The sequence below is a fragment of the Methylobacterium sp. Leaf89 genome, assembly GCF_001422215.1.
Classification (GTDB): domain Bacteria; phylum Pseudomonadota; class Alphaproteobacteria; order Rhizobiales; family Beijerinckiaceae; genus Methylobacterium.
Genome location: NZ_LMML01000012.1, coordinates 70,824 through 93,326 on the forward strand (window position 1 = coordinate 70,824; position 22,503 = coordinate 93,326).

8 protein-coding genes are annotated in these 22,503 nt (G+C 66.1%); 2 read left to right on the forward strand and 6 right to left on the reverse strand.

Annotated features, from left to right (window positions below):
* Positions 1-486 precede the first annotated feature (486 nt).
* Together ASF18_RS06690 and glgA are read left to right on the forward strand one after the other, a co-directional pair.
* Positions 487-2,115 (forward strand): alpha-amylase family glycosyl hydrolase, encoded by a 1,629-nt coding sequence (locus ASF18_RS06690; protein ID WP_056350350.1) that lies wholly within the window; start codon positions 487-489, stop codon positions 2,113-2,115.
* A gap of 106 nt (positions 2,116-2,221) precedes the next feature.
* Positions 2,222-3,781: a glycogen synthase GlgA gene (glgA, locus tag ASF18_RS06695; RefSeq protein ID WP_244472616.1), complete on the forward strand. Its 1,560-nt coding sequence runs from the start codon at positions 2,222-2,224 to the stop codon at positions 3,779-3,781.
* 109 nt (positions 3,782-3,890) lie between these two features.
* Here the strand turns inward: glgA and glgB are convergent, their stop codons facing one another.
* The 6 genes from glgB to glgX form a co-directional block, all read right to left on the reverse strand.
* The gene (glgB, locus tag ASF18_RS06700) at positions 3,891-6,194 is read right to left on the reverse strand and encodes a 1,4-alpha-glucan branching protein GlgB (RefSeq protein ID WP_056350353.1); all 2,304 of its coding nucleotides are present in this window, start codon (positions 6,192-6,194) and stop codon (positions 3,891-3,893) included.
* Positions 6,195-9,452 carry a maltose alpha-D-glucosyltransferase gene (gene treS, locus ASF18_RS06705; RefSeq protein ID WP_056350355.1) on the reverse strand — a complete coding sequence of 1,086 codons (3,258 nt, stop codon included), beginning with the start codon at positions 9,450-9,452 and terminating at the stop codon, positions 6,195-6,197.
* Between the two features lie 172 nt (positions 9,453-9,624).
* Positions 9,625-13,005 (reverse strand): maltotransferase domain-containing protein, encoded by a 3,381-nt coding sequence (locus ASF18_RS06710; RefSeq protein ID WP_056350358.1) that lies wholly within the window; start codon positions 13,003-13,005, stop codon positions 9,625-9,627.
* A 169-nt stretch (positions 13,006-13,174) separates the two neighbouring features.
* On the reverse strand, positions 13,175-18,076 hold the full coding sequence (locus ASF18_RS06715; protein WP_056350360.1) for a malto-oligosyltrehalose synthase: 4,902 nt from the start codon (positions 18,074-18,076) through the stop codon (positions 13,175-13,177).
* Positions 18,076-19,878 (reverse strand): malto-oligosyltrehalose trehalohydrolase, encoded by a 1,803-nt coding sequence (treZ, locus tag ASF18_RS06720; protein WP_056350362.1) that lies wholly within the window; start codon positions 19,876-19,878, stop codon positions 18,076-18,078. Before treZ ends, ASF18_RS06715 begins: the two co-directional genes overlap by 1 nt.
* Before the next feature lie 497 nt (positions 19,879-20,375).
* Positions 20,376-22,475: a glycogen debranching protein GlgX gene (gene glgX / locus ASF18_RS06725; RefSeq protein WP_056350364.1), complete on the reverse strand. Its 2,100-nt coding sequence runs from the start codon at positions 22,473-22,475 to the stop codon at positions 20,376-20,378.
* Between the last annotated feature and the right edge of the window lie 28 nt (positions 22,476-22,503).

The following is a 22,503-nucleotide window of genomic DNA, read 5'->3' on the forward strand; positions in this document are numbered from 1 at the left end:
CAGCACGTGTCAGTCCCCCTCTCGGCCGTGAAACTTGGACGCCGCTGACGGGATGACAACCCTGGGGCTATCATGCGCTCGGGCATTCCTGTTCTGCGTTCGGCCTCGTCCCCTCGCCTCGTCTCACGGACCGGTGCCGTATGGGCTGCACCGGACCCGCGATCGTCCTCTGGTCTGGTATCCGATCGTCGCGCCGGAGCCGTTTTCCCGCACTCCACCCATCCTGAGAATTCGGTACCCCTTTAGGATGCGGAGCATTGCTTGTGCGAACGTGCCCTGTGGGGCCGCGATCGAGACCACAGTCCTGCACCAGCGATCAAACCTGCGTCACGGTGTCCGACAGTCCCAGCCAAACCGTGCGGGAATGAGACCACACCACGTTCGAATATTGTCTGAACGCCCTCCGGATCGAACGGGTCGCGCAGGGTCGCGTCTACGGCTAGGGTCCGGCCCGGACGCGATCGGGACGCGTCGCCGGAGGATTGCATGGCGGATACGGTCTGGTGGAAGAGCGGCACCGTCTATCAGGTCTACCCGCGCTCCTTCCAGGATAGCGACGGGGATGGAATCGGGGACCTGCGCGGCATCACCCGCCGCCTCGACTACCTCGCCTGGCTCGGCGTCGACGCCGTCTGGATCTCGCCGTTCTATCCCTCTCCGATGGCGGATTTCGGTTACGACGTCGCGGATTACTGCGGCGTCGACCCGCTGTTCGGAACACTGGAGGATTTCGACGCCCTGGTGGCGGAAGCCCATTTCAGGCGGCTCAGGGTGATCCTCGATTTCGTCCCGAACCACACCTCGATCGCCCATCCGTGGTTCGCGGACAGCCGCAGCGCACGCACGAGCGCCAAGCGGGACTGGTATATCTGGCGCGATCCCGCCCCCGATGGAGGCCCGCCGAACAACTGGATCAGCAATTTCGGCGGCCCTGCCTGGACCCTCGACGAAGCGACCGGGCAATACTACTACCATGCCTTCCTGCGCGAGCAGCCGGACCTGAACTGGCGCAACCCGAGCGTTCGCGCGGCGATGCACGACGTACTTCGCTTCTGGCTTGACCGCGGCGTGGACGGCTTCCGCGTCGATGTGATCTGGCACCTGATGAAGGATGAGGGATTCCGCGACAATCCCGAGAATCCGGGGTTCAGCTCCGGACAGGCTGAGATCAATCGATTCGCCCAGGTCTACTCCGCCGATCGTCCGGAGATCTTCGATGTCATCGCCGAGATGCGGGCCGTGCTGGCGCCCTACGGTGAGCGCGTTCTGATCGGCGAGATCTACCTGCCCGTCGAGCGCCTCGTAGCCTATTACGGTGCCGATCTGGCAGGCGTCGATCTGCCCTTCAACTTCCAGCTTATCCAGACGCCCTGGAACGCCCGCTCGGTGGCCGAGCTCGTAATCGCCTACGAGAACGCCCTCCCCCCTGGCGGTTGGCCAAACTGGGTGCTCGGCAACCATGACCAGTCCAGGATCGCGGCACGGGTCGGCGCCGCGCAGGCCGGCATCGCGGCGATGCTTTTGCTGACCCTGCGCGGCACGCCCACCCTTTATTACGGCGACGAGATCGGTCTCGCCCACGTGACCATTCCACCGGACCGCGTCCAGGATCCCTGGGAGCGCAACGAGCCGGGCCATGGCCGCGACCCGGAACGCACGCCGATGCAGTGGGACGACTCGTTCCACGCTGGTTTCAGTGCAGGAGAGCCCTGGCTCCCGTTGAGCCCGGATGCGGCAACCCGGAACGTCGAGTGCCAGTGCGATGATGCCCGATCGCTTCTCACCCTCTATCGCCGCCTCCTGCGCCTGCGCCGGGATCATACCGCCCTCTCGACCGGAGGATTTCGCAGCCTTCCCTCCTCAACGGCGTTCGTCTTTGCCTATGAGCGGCACGACGGTGATGCGACGCTCCGCATATTGCTGAACTTCAGTGCATCGCGGCAAACCATCATCGATACCGCCGAAGACGGTAGCACCTGGGCCATTCTCCTTTCGACGCGCCCGGACCGGCCCATTAGCCGGTCCGATGACGCTATGGTCCTCGAAGCCGATGAGGGTTTGATCCTGCTCCGGGACCCTGCCGGGGCTTACCCCCGACATCACGTCACCGTGTAAAACGCGGGCACATTCGTCGCAAAACGAGAAAGTTCCTGAACGTGGCTTGAATTGTGCAACGCAACGGAACAATAGCCATCACGCTGCGTTCACGAGGTCGACGTCGATGCTGGGCTCTCGCTCTCTGTTCCCGCCCACCGCACGACGCGGGAACGAATTCATGAGCGTGGCGGACCAGCAAGACCCCATCGACCTCCACCACAGCCCCAGATCCCGTCATCAACTCCAGCCCCGTATCCTCTTCGCCACGCCGGAGATGGCCGACTTCGTGAAGACGGGCGGCCTCGGGGAAGTCGCAGGCTCCCTTCCGCGGGCCCTGCGCAGGCATTACGATGTCCGCGTCGTGATTCCGGGATATCGACAGGTCATCGAGCAGTTCGATCACATTCCGGTCGTCGCACAGTTGCCGGCCCAGGCCGGCATTCCACCCAGCGATCTCGGACTCGTGGAGACCAGCGACGGGCTCAAAGTCTATGTCATCCTCAACGCAGACCTCTATCAGCGGGATGGGACGCCCTACGGCAACGCTCAGGGCGACTTCGGGGACAATGACATCCGTTTCGCCCGCCTGAGCCTCGCGGCCGCGGAAATCGCGCGCGGTATCGACCCGACCTGGGCCGCGGATCTGCTACACCTGAACGACTGGCAAGCAGCCCTTGCCCCCGCCTACCTCGCATGGAGCGGGTTGCGGGTGCCGAGCATCCTCACGGTGCACAATCTCGCCTATCAGGGCGTCTTCCCGCGTGAGGCCCTCGGGCGTCTCGGCATCCCCGAGGATGCCTTCCGGATGGATGGCGTCGAGTTCTACGGGCAGCTCTCCTTTCTCAAGGCAGGGCTCTATTACGCCTCGCACGTCACGACCGTCAGCGAGACCTACGCCCGGGAAATCATCACGCCGGAATCGGGCTGCGGCCTCGACGGCCTTCTGCGAACTCGAGCCGCGCAAGGTCGTCTCGCCGGCATCCTTAATGGCATTGACGAGAGCTGGGACTCCCGCACCGACCCGCATCTCGCCGCCCGCTTCGAGATCGACGACTGGAAGGGCAAGCGCGCCAACGCCGAGACCGTCCGCCGACAGTTCGGTCTGGCCGTGTCGCGCGGCCCCCTCTTTGCCGTTGTCTCCCGCCTCGTGCACCAGAAGGGCATCGATCTCAGCATCGGCGCGGCCGAGTCGATCGTAGCCGAGGGCGGCCAGTTGGTGGTGATCGGTCAGGGCGAGGGTCGGTTCGAGGGCGCGCTGCGCGACCTTGCCCGCCGTTACCCCTCCTCCGTCGGCGTGCATGTCGGATTCGAGGAGCGCGATGCCCGCCGCATGTTCGCGGGGAGCGACTTTCTGCTGATGCCGTCCCGCTTCGAGCCCTGCGGCCTCGCCCAGATGTACGCCCAGCGTTTCGGGTCCCTGCCGATCGTTCACCGCACCGGCGGCCTCGCCGACACGGTCGAGGACGGCGTCACCGGCTTCACTTTCGGTGAGGCTTCCGCGCGGGGCTTTTCCGGCGCCATCCGGCGCGCTTTCGACACCTTCGCGCAAAAGAAGCGGCTGAACGCGATGCGTCGCCACGCCATGTCGCGTTCGTTCGGTTGGGATCAGGCCGCGATGAACTACGCCTCTCTCTACGCTCGTGCCTTCGGCAATACGGCCGGTCTGCGCCTGCGCGCCGCCTGATCTCGGCACGTCCACATCAATGAAACGAACACAGCCGGCGGGGACACCCGCCGGCTGTGTTCGTGTCTGGGCGTCCCATCCCGAAGGGCGGGACGCGCGGCATACGCTCTTATCCCTCTCGGATAAAGATCGTCGTCGCGAGGGGCGGAATCGTCAGGGACACGGAATAGGGCTGGCCGTGGCTCGGCACGGCTTCGGCCTGAACGCCGCCCATGTTGCCGACGTTCGAACCGCCGTAACGCTCCGCATCCGAGTTGATCGCTTCTCGATAGAAGCCCTCGGCGGGAACGCCGACCCGGTATCCCTCGCGCGGCACTGGCGTGAAGTTGGACACCACGACCGCAATCTCATTGGGCTCGCGGCCTTTCCGGGCCCAGGCGATGACGCTGTTGTCCTGATCGTCCGACACCAGCCACTGGAAGCCACCGGCCTCGGTGTCCCGGCTATGGAGGGCCGGCGTCGCCGTGTAGAGGTGGTTCAGGTCGCGGATCAAATCCTTGACGCCCTGGTGCAGCCCGTCTTCCAACAGGTGCCAATCGAGGCTCTGGTTGTGGTTCCACTCCTTCTCCTGGCCGAACTCGCAGCCCATGAAGAGCAGCTTCTTTCCAGGATGGCCCCACATGAAGCCGTAGTAGGCGCGAAGGTTCGCGAATTTCTGCCAGCGGTCGCCCGGCATCTTGCCGAGGAGCGAACCCTTCCCGTGCACCACCTCGTCGTGGGACAGCGGCAGGATGAAGTTTTCCGAGAAGGCATAGAGAAGACCGAAGGTCAGGTCGTGGTGGTGGTAGCGCCGGTGGATCGTCTCCTTCGAGACGAAGTTCAGGGTGTCGTGCATCCACCCCATGTTCCACTTGAACCCGAAGCCGAGCCCCCCCGTATAGGTCGGGTGCGAGACGCCCGGCCAGGAGGTGGACTCCTCAGCCACCGTCAGAGTGCCGGGTGCATGGGCGTAGGTTGCCTCGTTGGTCTTGCGCAGGAACTCGATGGCGTCGAGATTCTCGTTGCCACCGTAGCGGTTCGGAATCCACTCGCCCTGACGACGGGAGTAGTCGAGGTAAAGCATCGATGCGACGGCATCCACGCGCAGGCCATCGAGGTGGTAATGCTCGAGCCAGAACCGTGCATTGGCGGCCAGGAAGCTGGATACTTCCGTCCGGCCGAAATTGTAGATGTAGGTGCCCCAATCCTGGTGAAAGCCCTGCCTTGGGTCGGCGTGCTCGTAGAGGTGCGTACCGTCGAACTGGCCCAGGCCATGTGCATCGAGGGGGAAGTGGCCCGGGACCCAGTCGAGCATGACGCCGATCCCGGCCGCGTGGGCCGCATCCACGAAGGCGGCGAAGTCGTCCGGCGTACCGAAGCGACTCGTCGGCGCGAACAACGACACGGGCTGGTAACCCCATGATCCGTCGAAGGGGTACTCCGTGATCGGCAGCATCTCGATATGGGTGAAGCCCATTTCCTTTACGTAGGGAATCAGGCGTTCACCCAGTTCCTGGTAGGTCAGGTAACGGTTACCCTCCTCGGCGACGCGTGCCCAGGAACCGAGATGAACCTCGTAGATCGAGATGGGGATATGGCGCGGATCCTTCGCCCCACGCGTCGCCATCCACTTCTCGTCGTGCCACGCAGGATCGTTCGTACCCTGGAGAACCGAGGCAGTCTCGGGCGGCTTCTGGGCCGCGAAGGCGACGGGATCGGCCTTGAGGGGCAGGAGCGATCCATCGGCGCCACGGATCTCGTACTTGTAGTGCGCACCGGCCTTCAGGCCGGGGATGAACAGCTCCCAGATCCCGCCATTCTGCCAGAGCCGCATGGGATGCCGACGGCCATCCCAGTTGTTGAAGTCGCCAACGACGCTCACACGGCGGGCATTCGGTGCCCAGACCGCGAAGCGGAACCCATCGATGCCGTCGACGGGGCGATGCTGCGCACCGAGGATGCGGTAGGTGACGTTGCTGCCGACCTCGCGCAGGTTGTCGATGTCCTCCTGGCGCAGGGAGGAACCGAATCCATAGGGGTCATGGCGCGAGCGCTCCAAGCCATCCCAGGTCTCGACGGACAGTTCATAGAGCGGGCGCCCCTCGCTCGGCAGGGGTGCAATGAAGAAGCCGTCCGGGTGCTTGCGCTCGAATGGGATGCGCCGGCCGCCCACGAGGAGGCTGGCGGATTTTGCCTCGGGCAGGACGGCACGGATCTCCCACTGACCCGGACCGACCTGATGGGGGCCCAGCACCGAGAACGGATCGCCATGGTTCGCCGCCATGATGGCGGCGATCGCGTCCGGGTGGAGAGAACCGGTCTCGGGCGCCGCCGCCTGCGGCGCCCGGGTGGCAACGGGCGCAACGTCCGCCGATTTTGAGGTGCCGGACGCTTGGTCCGTCCTGCTCGCGAACGTCTCGTCGATGCCCATCATTCAAACGCCTTTCTTGATCTCGTCCAGAATGTTGAGAACCCCACGGGCGGGGATTTCGATCCAGTCCGGACGGTTGTTGGCTTCGTAATCGACCTCGTAGAGCGCCTTCGTCAGAAGGGAGAGTTTGAGGAGGCGGCTCTCGGTCTCGGGATCGGTCACGGCGGCCCGGCTCACCGAGACGGCCTCGCGGTAACCGTCGAGGAAGGCGGCATCGATCATACCGCGCCAGGCGATCGAGGCCCGACGGGCCCGCTCCTCGGAATCCGAGAAGCGGGCTGCGATTCCGCGAGTCACCGTCTCGGCGCCGTACGCGAAGGAGCGCAGCATGCCGGCGACGTCGCGCAGGGGCGTCGATTTGATCCGGCGCTCGTCGGCCGGCCGCGAAGGTTCGCCCTCGAAGTCGACGATGATGAGATCGGCCTCGGCCGCCAGCACCTGTCCGAGGTGATAGTCACCGTGGATGCGGGTTTTCATGGCCCCCTGAGGTGCCTTGGCGGTGAGGGTCTCGATCGCCGCCTCGACCTCATGGCGGCGACCCGCCAACTCGGTGCTCGCCGCGTTGGAGGCGCGGCCCGCGAGGCCGTCGAGACCGCGGAAGGCCCGCTCCGCCTGGCGGCGGGTGTCGTCGCCGAGGGCGTAGAGGTCGGCGTGGTCGAAGGGCTCGGCCGCGAAGGCCGGGTCGTCGGTCTCGACCGCGAACGCGTTGTGCATCTCGGCCGTGCGGCGACCGAGCAGGATTGCCCAGCGCAGATGTGTCTCGAAGGCCTCGGCCGGGGACGGCGCTTCGCTCTCCGGAGCCAGCACTACGGTATCGAAGTCGCGGCGCAGGCCTTCCAGCATGAGCGTCCAGGCGTCGCCCTGGTTCGGCACGAATTTCTGCAGCACTGCGAGCGCCGTGCGGGTACCCCTTGCGTCGACGTGCTCGAGAACGCCGAGGAGCGCCGGCGTGTTATGGAAATGCGCGGTCTCGGTGAGGAAGCGACCGACCTCGATCTCCGGATGGATTCCGGTCTGCAGGCGGCGCAGGAGCTTGAGCATCATCTTCGATCCGATGGCAATCGAGGTGTTGCTCTGCTCGGCGTTGAGCGACCGGACTTCGCCGGCCTCGACGGTGACGTCGCTCTCGAAGGCGGAGGTGGTCGAGAACACGAGGCGCCCGGTCTCGGTGGGGATCTCGCGACCCTCGCGCATGCTCTCGATCATCGCGACCGCGAAGCTCGGCGAAGCCGCCGCGCCGAGCAGCAGGCCGGTGCGCGGACCGCGGCGTACGCGGGCCACGGCGTGCTGAAGCATCGCCTCGTCCTCGCGGCCCTCATCGACGGCCACTGGTACGAAGTAGTCCTGCCGCTCGCCGGTGGAGAGGTGGACCGCGACGCGGGGCAGAAGAAACTTCGCCTCGCCGGTGCTGTCCTTCAGCGCCGCGCTGTCGGTGACCTGCACCGACTTGATGCGCGAGCCCTTGGCGGCGAACCAACGGCGGGTGGCGATGAAGCGCGGAGCGACGGTCCGTTCGAACGCCGTGCGCTCGCGCCCGGCCATCAGGGTCTCGATGCCGCCGGTAAGAACGAGGGTGAAGAGTTCCGGCAGTTCCGGCTGCGGGCCGATGCTCCCGGCGTTCGCCGCGCTGAGGGAGAACCAGTAGAAGCCGTAGGACGGCAGGGTGAGCAGATAGGGTAGTTCGCCGATGGCCGGGAACTCCGAACCGCCGGTCAACTCGATCGGCACAGCGCTGCGGAGTTCCGACAGGTCGAGCTGCACCGCCTGCGGCGCCCGCGACAGGTTGGCGACGCAGAGGACGCGCTCGCCCTCGAACTCGCGAATCCAGGCCAGGACCTTGCGGTTCGAGGGATACAGGAACTGCATGCCGCCGCGGCCCAAAGCCACCGAATTGTTGCGGATCGCGATCATCCGACGCGTCCAGTTCAGCAGGCTGGTCTGCGACTGGGTCTGTGCCTCGACGTTGATCGCGTCGAAACCGTAGATCGGGTCCTGCACGGAAGGCAGGAACAGCTTCTGCGGGTTCGCCCGCGAGAAGCCGCCGTTGCGGTCCGGCGACCACTGCATGGGCGTGCGGACGCCGTCGCGGTCACCGAGGTAGATGTTGTCGCCCATGCCGATCTCGTCGCCGTAATAGAGCACCGGCGTACCGGGCATCGACAGGACGAGGGACTTCATCAGCTCGATCTTGCGGCGGTCGTTCTCCAGCAGGGGTGCGAGGCGGCGCCGGATGCCGAGGTTGATGCGGGCGCGTCGCTCGGCGGCGTAGAACGACCAGAGGTAGTCGCGCTCCTCGGCCGTGACCATTTCGAGGGTCAGCTCGTCGTGGTTTCGCAGGAAGATCGCCCACTGACAGCCCTCGGGGATCTCCGGCGTCTGGCGCATGATGTCTGTGATCGGATGCCGGTCCTCCCGGGCGATCGCCATGTACATGCGCGGCATCAGCGGAAAGTGGAATGCCATGTGGCACTCGTCGCCGTCGCCGAAATACTGCGCGGTCTCCTCGGGCCACTGGTTGGCCTCGGCGAGCAGCATGCGGTCGGGATAGCTCGCGTCGAGCGCGGTGCGGATGGCCTTGATGACCGTGTGGGTCTCGGGAAGGTTCTCGCAGTTCGTGCCATCCCGCTCGATCAGGTAGGGGATCGCGTCGAGGCGCAGGCCGTCCACGCCCATGTCCAGCCAGTAGCGCATGACCTCGATGACCGCCTCGAGCACAGCCGGGTTGTCGAAGTTCAGGTCCGGCTGGTGGCTGTAGAAGCGGTGCCAGAAGTACTGCTTCGCGACCGGGTCCCAGGTCCAGTTCGAGACCTCGGTGTCGAGGAAGATGATGCGCGTGTCCGAGTACGGCGTGTCGGTGTCCGACCAGACGTAGAAGTCGCGCTCCGGCGAACCGGCCGGGGCCTCGCGGGCCCGCTGGAACCAGGGGTGCTGGTCCGAGGTGTGGTTGATGACGAGCTCGGTGATCACCCGCAGGCCGCGCTCGTGCGCGGCGTCCACGAACTTCCGGAACTCCTCCATCGTCCCGTAGGAGGGATTCACCTCGCGATAGTCGCCAATGTCGTAACCGTCATCACGCAGGGGCGACGGATAGAACGGCATCAGCCAGATGGCCGTGACACCGAGGTCGCGGACATAGTCGAGCTTCTGCGTCAGGCCCTCGAAATCGCCGATCCCGTCGTTGTTGGAGTCGAAGAACGACTTGACGTGGATCTGGTAGATGATGGCGTCACGGTACCATTGCGGATCGCTGCGATCGATCATCGCGTCGTTGCCTCATGCGTCGAGTTCAAGGGCGTGTCCGGGGCATCCGCACCACTCTCAGCGGTGAGACTGGCGAGCGCGGCGTCCGTCGGCGGGGTAGGCGCCGACAATCGGGCGACACGACGACGGCCCGTCTGGGCCGCCGGGTTTTTTGCTGACACGGGCACGCGGCTTACGCAACCCGGCTCGGGGCGCGAAGGCGCCAGATCACCGCCGAGCGCTCTGCGGGATCAAGGGCGATCCGGTGCGATTTCCCACGCAGCGCGAACTTGTAGCCGAGGAGCAGATCCTCGACCTCGACCGCGCCGTCATCGGGCTGTCCGAGCAGCCAGAGCGGCACCTCGTAGGTGCATTCCTGACGGTTGCGCGGGTCGAGGTTGACCAGCACAAAGATGCAGTTGTCCCCGTTCGGCGTCACCTTGGCGTAGCCGATGATCTGGTCGTTGTAGGCGCCGGTGAAGACGACGTTGCGGAAGTCCCATAGGGCCGGGTTGTCGCGCCGGATCTGATTCAGCTTGATGATGTGGTCGCGGATGTTGCCGGGGCGGTGGTAGTCCCAGGCCTTCAGCTCGTACTTCTCGGAGTTGAGGTATTCCTCCTTGCCTGGGTAGGGCTCGGCCTCGCACATCTCGAAACCGTTGTAGATGCCCCAGACGCTCGACAGCGTGGCGGCGAGGGTCGCACGTACGACGAAGCCCGCCCGTCCACTGGTCTGCAGGTAGATCGGATTGATGTCCGGCGTGTTGGCAAAGAAGTTAGGGCGATAATATTCGCCCATCTCTCCGGCTAGCTCGGTCGAATAAGCAATCAGATCCTGCTTGGTGTCGCGCCAGGTGAAGTAAGTGTAGCTCTGCTGATAGCCGGCCTTGGCAAGCTTCTTCATCATCTTCGGCCGGGTGAAGGCCTCCGCGAGGAAAATCACGTCCGGGTAGCGGGCATTCACCTCGGCGATCATCCACTCCCAGAACGGGATCGGCTTCGTATGCGGGTTGTCGACGCGGAAGATCCGGGCGCCGAGCTCGGCCCAGCCCATGACGATGTCGCGCAGCTCAATCCAAAGTGACGGCAGCGCGCCACCGTAGAAGTGGACGTTGGAGATGTCCTCGTACTTCTTGGGCGGATTCTCGGCGAACTTCAGCGTGCCGTCGGGGCGCCACTCGAACCATTCGGGGTGGTTCTTGATCCAGGGATGGTCGGGCGAGCACTGGATCGCAAAGTCGAGGGCGATCTCCATCCCGTAGGCGTGGCTCGCCGCCACGAGGCGGCGGAAGTCGTCGAGGGTGCCGAGATCCGGGTGCACGGCCTCGTGCCCGCCCTCTTCGGAGCCGACCGCGTAGACCGAGCCCACATCCCCGGGCAGGGCCTTGAGGGTGTTGTTCTTGCCCTTGCGGTTGGTCTTTCCGACGGGGTGGATCGGCGTGAAGTACAGCACGTCGAAGCCGAGTTCGCGGATCTCCGGCAAGCGTCGGATCACGTCGTCGAAGGTGCCATGGCGGTCGACGTCCATCGACTGGGAGCGCGGGAAAACTTCGTACCAAGCCGAGAATCGAGCGGCGAGGCGGTCGGCGATCACCGGCACCTTCACGGGATAGCGCGAGAGGTTGTTGCGCGGGGCATGCCGACGGATCAGGTGCGCGTTGGCTGGCGCAAGCATGAGGTCGAGCTGCGCCGACGAGCCAGTCGGCTGCGCTGCGAGTTCGCGCACGAGCGCCTTCAGTCGGTCGCCATCCGGGCCCTCGGCGTTCTCCACCGCGCCCGTCACGAAGTCCACGCCCTCGATGGTCTCCAGACGGACGTCGACCCCGGCGTCGCGCTTCTTCAGGGTGTCGCGGACCCAGGACGAATAGCCATCTCGCCAGGCCTGGATCGTGAACTCGTAGCGGGCGTTGCGAAGGAGCGGGAAGTGGCCGCCCCAGCGATCGTTGTCCACGAAGACCATGCGGTCGGCCCGCCATTCGGTCTCGCCGACCACACGCGAGAGAATCTCGGCGTCGATGATCTCGTGGCCGTCGCTGAAGATGTCGGCGGTGACGTGGACGCTCTCGCCGACGACGCGTTTGACCGCCGACCGACCGCCGTCGAGTTCCGGCATCACCGCCTCGATCACCACCCGTCCCTCACCGGTGGGCGTGCTCGGCTTCGGCTCAACCTGTACGTCCGCGCGCTCCGCGGCGAGAATGCGGACTTCTCCCGACGCCAGAGTCAGGGCGACGCCCGGGCGAAAATCGATGGGCTCCGCCTCGGGGGTCCGATCGATGAAATCGCCGAGCATGCCACCGGTCCGGGCCAGCAGGACACCGGGCTCCACCGGCACCGGAGCCTCCGTCGGATTGTACAGGACCAGCGTGGCGCTGCGCGCGGAGGCGCCATGTCCGGTGTCGAAGCGCAGCAGAGCCGCGTAGGGCGCGTCCGGCGAGGAGATGCGCGCCTGGGCGCCCTCGACGTTGGCAGCCGGAAGTTCGGCCCGCAGTGCGTTGATCGCTGCGATCGAAGCCGAGATGTCGATTCCGGTGTTCGATTCCCGCGCTTCCGGCGTCGTGTCGACCACGTGCAGGGCACGCTGGTAGCCCCATTCGTACCCGATCGGCATCAGCACACCGGCCGAGAAGAACGCCGACAGGGCATAGCGCGCCGTGAGATGACGGGCGATGGCCGCCGCGTCGCCGTCGAGGTCAGCCGCCAAGCGGGCCATGTCGTGGTTCTCGGGGAAAGCGATCGAGGGCGCGATGACGCGCAGGCGCTCGTACTGGTCCAGCGCCCAGGAAGCCTTCAAGTCCCACCAGGCGAAACTGTTGAAGAGGTAATCGAACCCGGCGCCGGCGGTGGATTGCGCCTCCTCGAAGGTGCAGCCGAGTGTCTCGGCCGCGAACAGGCAATCCGGCTCCAGCGCCTTGGCAGCACCGATGAGGTCGCGCCACACCGTAGCCGGGACCTTGTAGGCGGCGTCGCAACGGAAGCCCTGGACGCCGAGATCCTGCAGCCGATTGACGTAGCCCGACCAGAAGGCGGTGAGTTCGCGACGCGCACTGTCCGAATGATAGTCGAGTTCGGCAAGATCGCCCCAGACCGTGCGTATCGACGGATCGTCGGGGTCGACCGCGTAGGGGCTCTCGATCTGGCCTTCGGCATCCCGCACAAACAGGTCCGGACGCTGGCTGGCAAGGGGGCCATCCATCGCGGTGTGGTTGATCACGAGGTCCGTCATCACGCTGAGACCGTGCGCCGCAGCAGCGGCGCAGAACCGACGGATCTGCTCGTCGTCCGAAGTTCCGTCCTGGTCGCGGAAGCGCTCGTCCAGACGGTCCGGATCGGCCACGGCGTAGAGGCTGCGCGACCCACCGGTCTGGTGGAAGGGATTGAGATAGACCCAGTTGAAACCGAGGGCGGCGATCCGAGGCAGTTCGGCGGTCCAGGCGGACACCCGGCCGACGAGAAGCGGGAAGAGGTTGTAGATGCGGGGCCCCTCGGCCCGGGGCGCGAGGGCGGCGGGAAGCGGCACCTGACCGGCGGCGGTCCGCTGGGCGGCGGTCGTTGCGGGACTGGGTGCGTTCATGCGTGCTCCATTTCGTCTCTGCGTGCACGGCTCTGGACCCCGGCAGGGACCGCTTGAACCGGCGAGCGGCTGTCCCGAGAAGGCGAAGCCGTGACGGGGAAGGCCGATCCCTCCCCCGTGTCGATCGTGTCGGTGCGCCCTCGCCATGCGAGACGCGTTCGACGCGCCGTCAGCGGATCCGCTTCAAGACGGCATAGGGCAGACGCGCGAAGGCCCGTCCGAGTTCGATCCGGCCATCCTCGGCAGCAATCTCGTCGCCGGTGACGAGATCGATCCAGGCCGAGGCCGGCGTCACCGCCACGCCCGTGCCCGCAAAAGCCTCACTCGACCAGAGGTCCTCGCCGACGAGGCCCGAGACAAGGCGCGGGACCGCCACGACGAGATCGCCCTCACCCGTCGTCGCATCGGACCGTGTGAATGCGATGACATGCTCCGCCTGCGAACCGGACGCCGGAAGTGCCTGATAATCGGCGTCGGCGTAGAAGCTCGGGCGAGCGGCGCGGTCGGCCAGAAGCTTGGCAAGAGTCGCCTGCTTGACGCGCCCGTCCGTCCAGTGTGCCAGCAGATCGGCGGCGGGCAGGCCCTCCTCGAGCGCACGGGCCAGGGCCGGATAGTTCACGGGGCGCCGGTTGTCGGGATCGACGAACGAGAAATCCCAGAACTCGGTCCCCTGGTACGTATCGGGAAGGCCCGGCAGGGTCGCCTTCAGCACGGTTCGGCCAAGACCGGCAATCATGCCGAGATGGGCAAGGCGCTTCGCGAAGGGGCGCAGCTGAGCCAGGAACGCCGACCCCGGCGCGATGAGCTGAGCGAAGAGAGCGTGGACCGCGCCCTCGTAGTCCTCGTCGACGTTGACCCAGCTCGACCGGCGCTTCGATTCACGCAGGGCCTTCTCGGCATAGGCGTCGAGGCGATGACGGAAATCCTCGATCGCCATGGGATCGTCCGCGTCGAGAAGCTCCAGCGGCCACGCACCGAGGATGGCCTGGAAGAACATCCACTGGTCGTTGGCGTCCGGCACCGGCTCCTTGTCGATCACCGTCAGGTGAGGCTGGGCGAGGTTCGTCCAGGTCTCCCAGGCGGCGGCCCAATCCTGCGGGATTTCCGACAGGGCGAGCAGGCGGGAGCGGGCATCCTCACCGCGCTTGGTGTCGTGGGTCGCGGTTGTGATCATCGCGTTCGGCCAGTCGCGCGCCCGCGCCGCCTGGAGCGCATGGAAGTGCTCCGCGTCGAGGCCGTACTCGCCCGGATCGCCACCGACCTCGTTGAGGGCGAGGAGCTCCGCGAAACGGTAGAACAGCGTATCCTCAAGGCTCTTGGCCATCACCGGGCCAGTGAGCTGCTGGAAGCGGCGGCGAAAACGCAGGATCACCTCCGGGTCCGGCCTGCCCGGGCCCGTCACGTCGATGCGGCCGAGCATGGCGTCGGCGGCGAAGTCGTGCACGGAGCGGTCCGGCAGCGCGCTCCAGCGCTTGGCCTTCTTCACCGCCGTCTCGATGAGGCGGATATCCTCGTACTCGACATCACTCTCGTCGAGGTCGCCCGGCAGGTAGCTGCGATAGGTCGGGAAGCGGGCGATGGTCTCGATGAGCGCCCGCCGGATGGCGTTCACCGAGAAGTCACGAGTCCGCCGGTCGGCATCGGCCACCGCCTTCAGGTCGGAGGTCATCACCTCGAGCTCGGAGGCGAAGCTGATCTCCAGGATCTCGGCCTTGGCGGCCCGGAGCATGAACTTGTAGGGCTCGTCGAACTGCGTCCGGCTCTCGTAGAGCCGGCGGATCTCGGCGCGCTTGCCCTTATCGACGAGAATACCGTCGAGCTGGTTCAGGACGTCGTAGCCGGTGGTGCCCGCCACGGGCCAGGGCCGCAGGCGCTCGCCGGGTTCGAGGATCTTCTCCACCACCACGTAGAAGCCCGGGCCGATGGCGGCCTGAAGAGCGCGCGCGTAGCCAAGGGGATCGGCGAGCCCGTCGATGTGGTCGATGCGCAGCCCATCGATCCGCCCGGCCGCGATGTGGTGGAAGATCGTCTCGTGCGATCGCCGAAACACGTCGGACTGCTCGACGCGCAGGCCGGCGAGGCCGTTCACGTCGAAGAACCGGCGATAGTTGATGTCGCTCGCGGCGATCCGCCAATGGGCGAGGCGGTAGGATTGCTGCTCCAGCAGGCGGTGCAGCGGGCCAAAGCTGTCGGGGTGCCCCTTGGCGCCGTTGAGAAGCTTCAGCGTGCGGCCGATCGCGGCCGCGATGGCTGGCGAGGCCTCGACGGCCTCCACGAGGCGATCCTTCAATTCCTCGGCCTCAGCCGGGAAGGCGCGACGGCGCTCGTCGGTCGTTTCCTCGCCCATGAGGCGCAAGCGCTCGGAGATGCCCAAGACTTCCAGGGCAGCTGCGTCCTCGATGTCGCCGAGGGCCGCAAGCGAGCGGTTCAGGATCGTCGGATACTGCAACGGGCAGATCGGGAATTCGTGCTCGTAGTGCCAGATGCTAAAGGCCCCCTTCTCCGGGTCGAACTTCAGCGCCAAAGTCCCCTTTTCCAGGGCCTCGCCGTAGCGGTCGCCGAGGAAGGGCACCACAAGCTTGTTCTTGGCGCCGAGCCGTGACCAGTCGATGTCGAAGGCCTCGGCCGAGGGGGAGAGGCCACCCCATTCGAGCACGGAGAGCCACCAGGGATTGTCGGCGCCGCCCACGCCCATATGGTTCGGCACGATGTCGAGGAGGAGCTTGAGTCCGGCACCGTGCAGCGTGTCCGAGAAGCGGACGAAGTCCTCCTCGCCGCCGAGCTCCGGGTTGATCGTGGAGTGGTCGACGATGTCGTAGCCGTGCGTCGAGCCAGGCCGGGCCTTCTGGATCGGCGAGGCGTAAACGTGGCTGATGCCGAGCTTGGCAAGGTAGGGGACGATCTTCTCCGCATCCGCGAAGGTGAAATCCTTGTGGAACTGAAGGCGGTAGGTCGATCGGGGGGGAGCCGATGCGAGGCGCGCGGCGCCCGAGCGCGGCCCGCGATCCTCGGCGGCAAGGGAGGCGGCGAGCTTAGCGAGCGGCCCCCCTGGGGCGGCGATGCTCTCCAGGGTGCGATCGAGCTTACGCCGCCAGTTCGGATAGCCTTCCGTCGAGCCCGGGACGTTGGCTTGGGACAGCTCGGACACGACGTCTTCGTACTGGACCGCCGTCAGCATGGACGGCGCGCGCCCAAGATAACGGGCAGCAGCTTCGAACGGCGCGGCCTCGGGCGGATCATAGCTCGGCAGCAGCTGTTCAGCAGCGAGCGCCTCGGTGAGGCGGGCGCGCTCCTCGACGCGCTCGCGTCGCTCCGCATCGGCCCGCTCGGAATCGTAGAGTCCCAGCGCCTGACGTGTGTCGGTGTCGACGCCCCGCCACCATCCGACGAACGTCGGCAGGTCGTGCGTGGTGATGGCCGTGAGGGCATCGCGGGGATAGGCTGCCGGGGGCTTGAAGCGGGCGCCCTGCTCGCGCTCGAAGGCGAGGATCCGGTAGCTCAGGATGCCGGCCTGCATCAGGGCGTCTGAGAAGCCCTCCGGCGCAGTGCCAAGATCTTCCGCGATCACGAGGCACTTGGCGCGGTGGCTTTCCAGGCGCAGGACCGCGAGCATCGGCTCGAAAGGCATCGCGACGTAAGCCCCCTCCTTGGCAGAGCGGCCGACCGGGATCAGGAACAGGCGCGCAAGCTGGAAGGCGTGGTCGATCCGGATCGCGCCGGCGTGGCGCATGTTCGCCACCACCAGGGCGCGGAAGGCCGCGAGCCCGTCGCGCTCCATCTCCAGGGGATGGAAGGCTGGCAGGCCCCAATCCTGACCCTTCGGCGCCAGAAGATCCGGCGGTGCCCCGATGGAGACGCCGTTCGCGAACCGCTCGGGATGCGACCAGATCTCCGAGCCGCCGCGGTCGGCGCCGACGGCGAGATCGCGGTAGAGCCCGAGACGCATGCCGGTGGCGAGCGCGGTGTTGGATGCGTCCTCCAGTTGGCGATCCGCAAGGTACTGCAGCCAGATGTGGTAGGTCACGGTCTCGGCGTGGGCCTCGGCGAAGGCGCGCACGGCGGGCGTCCCGTTGCGGCGCATCTCTTCCGGCCAGTCACCGAGCCACTGGGCGCCCTGTGTCTGATAATGCTCGGCGAGCGCCTCGAAGGTGCCGTGGGCTTCGAGATCCGGGCCGCCGGCGGCCCGGAAGGCGGCAAAGCCCGCGTCCATCCCGTCGCGCGCCGCGGATTCCTGCCAGAGGGCCTGAAGCACCGGCGAGAGCACGGCCCAGATGCCAGCATGCTCGACGAGCTTGGCCTCGCGCAGGCTCTCCACGCGATCCGCCATGGAGGCGAGGAGAGCGGCCGCCTTCGAGCCGACGAAGCCCGGCAGGACACCGGGCTCGATGAACAGGGTCTCGAGAAAGAGCCGTGACGACGGCGAGTAGGGCGAGATCTTTGTGCGGTCGGTGGCGAACAGCGCGTGGACGGGGCTGAGGCCCAGGAAGGACGCACCGCGTAGGCCCGCAGCCCGCGCTGCCCGCCCCGCATCGGCGTAAGAGCCGATCCCGAGGTTGTCGGGTGAGCGCAGGCCATAGAGTTGTGCCGCGAGCCCCCAATCGCGGGCTCCCTCATCGGCGTAGGCCCGCGGGCGCCAACAGCGCTGCGGCGCCGAGATCACCCAAGCATCCGAGCGATGCTCACCAAGTGCGACGGAGAGGCGGTGATAGCCGGGAGTGAGTGGCGGCAACTCGAAGCTGGAGCCCGTGACCGCGACACGACCCTCGCGGTGATGTCCACGCTCGTCGACCAGACGCCAGGACAAGGTCCCGCCGGCGCCTGCCACTTGGATCGGGACACTCGTGGCGCGGCGGGCCTCGGCTGGCAGCAGCGGCGGGATCAACCCGCTCCGCACGGCCGAGACTTCGGAGAGGCTCGCGGCGATATCCGCATCGGTCTCGGCGGGATAGCCGAGGGCGGTGATCATCCCGCGCCGGACGTCAAGAGCGGTCTCCACCGGCTGCCCAAAGGCGTCGGTGTAGCCGGCGGCGACGCCAAGGAGGTCGGCGAGGCGTTCGAGGTCGCGGCTCATCAGTTCACACCCGTCAGGAAAACACCCGTCCAAGACGGAAGTACGATCGATCCGTTGCCCGACCCGCTCGACCAGATGACCTGACCGCTCCCACGCTCGACGGTAAAATCCTCGCTGCCGACATTGGCCACGAAGCGAAGCCAGCCGCCCGCGTAGGTCCAGGTGCAGTCGACGATGTCGGGCCGCGGGAGGGTCGTCTTCGCGCCGAGGTAGCGGGTCTTCGTCAGCGGCACCACGCTCTGATGACGGATCTGAAGCAGGTTGCGCGTATCGGCGAGCACCGCGCGGTGCGGAGCATCCGAGCGCTCGGACCAGTCGATCCGCGAATCCGTAAACGTCTTCGCTTCGGTGGGGTCTGGGATCACCGACGTGTCGTCGGCGAAGGCGGCGAAGCTCTTGAACTCCCGGCGGCGGCCCTCACGAACGGCCTTGTTCAATTCCCCGTCTGGCGCGAAATCGACGAAAAACAGGAACGGCGCGGTCGCCGACCACTCCTCGCCCATCCACAGCATCGGGATCTGCGGGCTCAGGATCAGCCCGGCCCGGGCAAGCGCAAGCTTCTGCGGATCGCAGAGGTCGCTCAGGCGCTCACCCAACGCCCGGTTTCCGACCTGATCGTGGTTCTGCAGGAAGGTGACGAAGGCCGAGGGCGGCAGGTGGGCTGAAGGCTCGCCGCGCGGATGGTTGTCGAGGGTCGGGAACGGCTCGCCCTGATAGGCGAAGCCTTCCGACAGGCAGCGAGCCAGATGCTGAACCGGCTTGTCGGCGAAGCTAGCATAGTATCCGGCATCCTCGCCGGTCAGCAGCACATGCCAGCAATGATGCAGATCGTCGGCCCATTGTGCGTTGTGCTGGATCGCCTCACCCTGCGGATCGCGCTCAAGCCAGCGGGCTTGGTTCGCTTCGTTCTCGAGAACAAGGTGAATGTGGCGGCCGGGCAGCCTTGCGCGGATCGTCTCAGCGAGTTCTCCAATGAAGTGCTTCTCGGAATCGTCGAGAATCGCATGGACCGCGTCGAAGCGCAGACCGTCGAAATGAAACTCCTCGAGCCAGTACAGGGAATTCTCGATGAAAAAGTCGCGGACAACGCGTCCGCTGGTCTCGCCGTCGAAATTGATTCCGGCGCCCCAGGGCGTCTGGTGTCGTTCGGTGAAGAAGGTCTTGGCGTAAGCGTTGAGGTAATTCCCAGCCGGGCCGAAATGGTTGTAGACGGCGTCGAGGAAAACCATCAACCCGAGGGCGTGCGCCTTGTCGATGAGGCGCTTCAGGTCGTCCGGTCGGCCGTAGACGCTGTCCGGCGCGTAGGGCAGCACCCCGTCGTAGCCCCAGTTGCGGGTGCCCTTGAAGTCGGCCAGCGGCAATAGTTCGATTGCCGTGATGCCGAGGTCGCGCAGATCCTCGAGCTTGCCCTCCAGCGCCGCGTAGGTGCCTTGCGGCGTTGCCGTCCCGACATGGAGTTCGTAGAGCACGACCTCCTCCCAGGGGCGTCCGGTCCAGGCGCTGTCGGTCCAATCGTAGGCGCGCGGATCGATCACCTCGCTGAAGCCGGAGACGTCGTCGGGCTGAAACCGCGATGCCGGATCCGGTACGACGAGATCGCCGTCGATGCGATAGCCGTAGCGCGCACCACCGCCGGCGTTCGGAACCGTGAGCCGGCGCCAGCCTGCACCGGCTTCCGGCATCGTATGGTCGGCCCCGTCGAGCACCAGGCTCACTTCCTGGGCCGTCGGCGCCCAGAAGGCGAAGCGAACCCCGTCCTTCGTCACTTCGCTGCCGAAAGCCATGCTGTGGGCGCGCCGCATCAAGCCACCATCTTCCGTCTCTCGCACGCTTCGGGGGGACATGAGCGTCCGTCGCACCTTGCAGAAGCCGGCGCGCACCGTGTTGTTCCCTGCGGGATCACCGTCGAGGTAAGGCGTGGCTCGGCAGCGACAACCACCGGCCGAAAGAGTTTTGTGCACCGCACCGGCTTCTCGGCGTCAATACGGGCACGGTCCGACATTTGCCTAATGCGCGACGGACACGCTCGCCCCTGCTCTGAGATCCGAAATGAAAGAAACTGTTGCAGTCCTGGTCCTGGCGAGGGCCAAGCTCAATTTCGCCCGGAACGGTCACGCAGAGCGATGATGGGACGCCGACGGCGCCGACGCCCACCCGACCTCCGAATGCGCTTTGCTACCGCTTTCGAATTCCGAACGCGAAGAGTTCCTCGAACAAGCGCGTCATGAGCTGTGCCATGAGGGATCGGCGGGATGAGCCCTCGTCCGAGCCCCGGCGACGATTTCGATCCGCCCTGCGCTTATCCCCGATAGGCCGAAGCCGGCCTCGCGCGCAGGACGTAAATTGCCTGCGCATCAAGGCGGATCCCGGCCCCTGGCGGAAACAGAGCCTGTCCGGCCGGTACCGCACCGGTCTGTTTGGTGGTGTCGAAAACGAGCGTCCAGGGGCCGCCGATGATCGGCGCCAGGGTGAAGTCGCAGGGCTCCTCAGCCGCGTTGACGAGGATCAGCAGGCGATCCGCCTGCGGTAGGTCATTCCCGATCTGCATGCCGAAGGCTTGCCGCTCGGAATCCGCCCAATCGCCATCTGCCATCTCAGTCCCGCCCGGGGCAAGCCAATGAACGTCCCGTAGAGGCCCGTCATCGACCAGTGCTCCAGTGAGATAGTCGCGCCGACGAAGGGCGGGCTGTTCGCGGCGAAGGCGTGTCAGGTTGCCGACGAAGGTCGTGAGGCTGAGATCGGGATCGTTCTCCCAGTCCATCCAGCTGGTTTGATTGTCCTGCGCGTAGGCATTGTTGTTGCCGCGTTGGCTGCGCGAGCGCTCATCGCCCATGAGCAGCATCGGCACGCCCTGCGCGAGGAACACTGTCGCCAGGAGATTGCGCTTCTGACGGGCCCGCAGGTTAAGGATGACTGGATCGGTGGTCTCGCCCTCGACGCCGTAATTACGCGAGAGATTGTGTCCATGGCCGTCGCGATTGTCCTCACCATTCGCGAGGTTGTGCTTCTCCTCGTAGGCTACGACGTCGGCCAGGGTGAAGCCATCATGAGAGGCGGCGAAGTTGATGCTCGACAGCGGCCACCGCCCGGAGGCCGCGAAGATTTCGCGTGAGCCGGAGAGACCCTGCGTGACCTTGGCCAGGGTGCCGCGATCGCCGCGCCAGAAGCCCCGGATGCTGTCGCGGAACTGATCGTTCCACTCGCTCCAGCCGCGGGGATAGCCTCCGAGCTGATACCCCCCTGCGCCGATGTCCCAGGGTTCGGCGATCATCTTCACCTGGGCGAGGACGGGATCCTGCGCGACGGCCTGAAAGAAGGCCGCCTTGGGGCTGAAATCATACGGGTTGCGACCGAGACTCGTCGCCAGATCGAAGCGGAAACCCGCGACGCCGTAGGCGGTCACCCAGTGCCGCAGGGAGTCGAGGACCATCTGCATGACGCGCGGATGGTCGAGGTCGAGGGTGTTGCCACAGCCGGTACAGTCGATTTCCTCGCGGCGATTGTCCGGTTTCAGCTTGTAATAACTGGCGTTGTCGATGCCGCGGAACGACAGGGTTGGTCCGGTGTGATCGGCCTCCGCCGTATGATTGTAGACGACGTCGAGGATCACTTCGATCTCGGCGGCGGCGAGCTCGCGGATAGCCGCCCGCAGGCCGCCGATGCCGGCCGGGCCGCGGTAGCGTGGATCGGCGGCGAAGTAGTTCAGGGGCGAGTAGCCCCAGAAATTCACGAGGTTCTTCTCGACGAGGAAACGGTCGTCGGCGAAGGATTGAATCGGTAGGAGCTCGATGGCGGTGACGCCGAGTTTCAGAAGATGCTCGATGATCGCCGGATGGGCGAGCGCCGCATAGGTCCCGCGTGCCGCCTCCGGCACGTCCGGATGGGTCTGCGTGAGTGCCTTGACGTGCGCCTCATAGATCACCGTCTGCGACAGCGGTCGTCGAACCGGGCTCACCGCGAGGTCGGGCACCTCCGGCGGCGCCACGATGCCACGTGGCATGAATGCGGCACTGTCGCGCCGGTCGATCTGGTCCGCGCGCTGGAGTCCGCGGCGGTGACCGTAGAGCGAATCATGCCAACGGATGCGGCCTTGAATGTCTCGGGCATAGGGGTCGAGCAGCAGTTTGGCTGGATTGAAGCGGTGGCCCTGAGCCGGATCCCAGGGACCGTGGACGCGGTAGCCATAGAGCTGGCCCGGGAATACGCCGCGCAGGTAACCGTGCCAGACGTCGTCGGTGCGACAGGGTAGCCGGATTCGACGAGTTTCGTGGCGCTCGCCAGGATCGAACAGGCACAGGTCGACGGCCGTGGCATTCTGCGAAAACAAGGCGAAGTTGACACCGCGCCCGTCGAAATGCGCGCCGAGCGGCGCCGGCACGCCGTCATCGACGCCGATCATGTGGTCAGTTGCGATCAAGAATCTGGTG

Bases quoted from the DNA above. Each gene is read 5' to 3' on its own strand.
- ASF18_RS06690 (WP_056350350.1), top strand. From the start codon at position 487: ATGGCGGATACGGTCTGGTGGAAGAGCGGCACCGTCTATCAGGTCTAC.
- glgA (WP_244472616.1), top strand. From the start codon at position 2,222: ATGCTGGGCTCTCGCTCTCTGTTCCCGCCCACCGCACGACGCGGGAAC.
- glgB (WP_056350353.1), bottom strand. From the start codon at position 6,194: ATGATGGGCATCGACGAGACGTTCGCGAGCAGGACGGACCAAGCGTCC.
- treS (WP_056350355.1), bottom strand. From the start codon at position 9,452: ATGATCGATCGCAGCGATCCGCAATGGTACCGTGACGCCATCATCTAC.
- ASF18_RS06710 (WP_056350358.1), bottom strand. From the start codon at position 13,005: ATGAACGCACCCAGTCCCGCAACGACCGCCGCCCAGCGGACCGCCGCC.
- ASF18_RS06715 (WP_056350360.1), bottom strand. From the start codon at position 18,076: ATGAGCCGCGACCTCGAACGCCTCGCCGACCTCCTTGGCGTCGCCGCC.
- treZ (WP_056350362.1), bottom strand. From the start codon at position 19,878: ATGCGGCGCGCCCACAGCATGGCTTTCGGCAGCGAAGTGACGAAGGAC.
- glgX (WP_056350364.1), bottom strand. From the start codon at position 22,475: ATGATCGGCGTCGATGACGGCGTGCCGGCGCCGCTCGGCGCGCATTTC.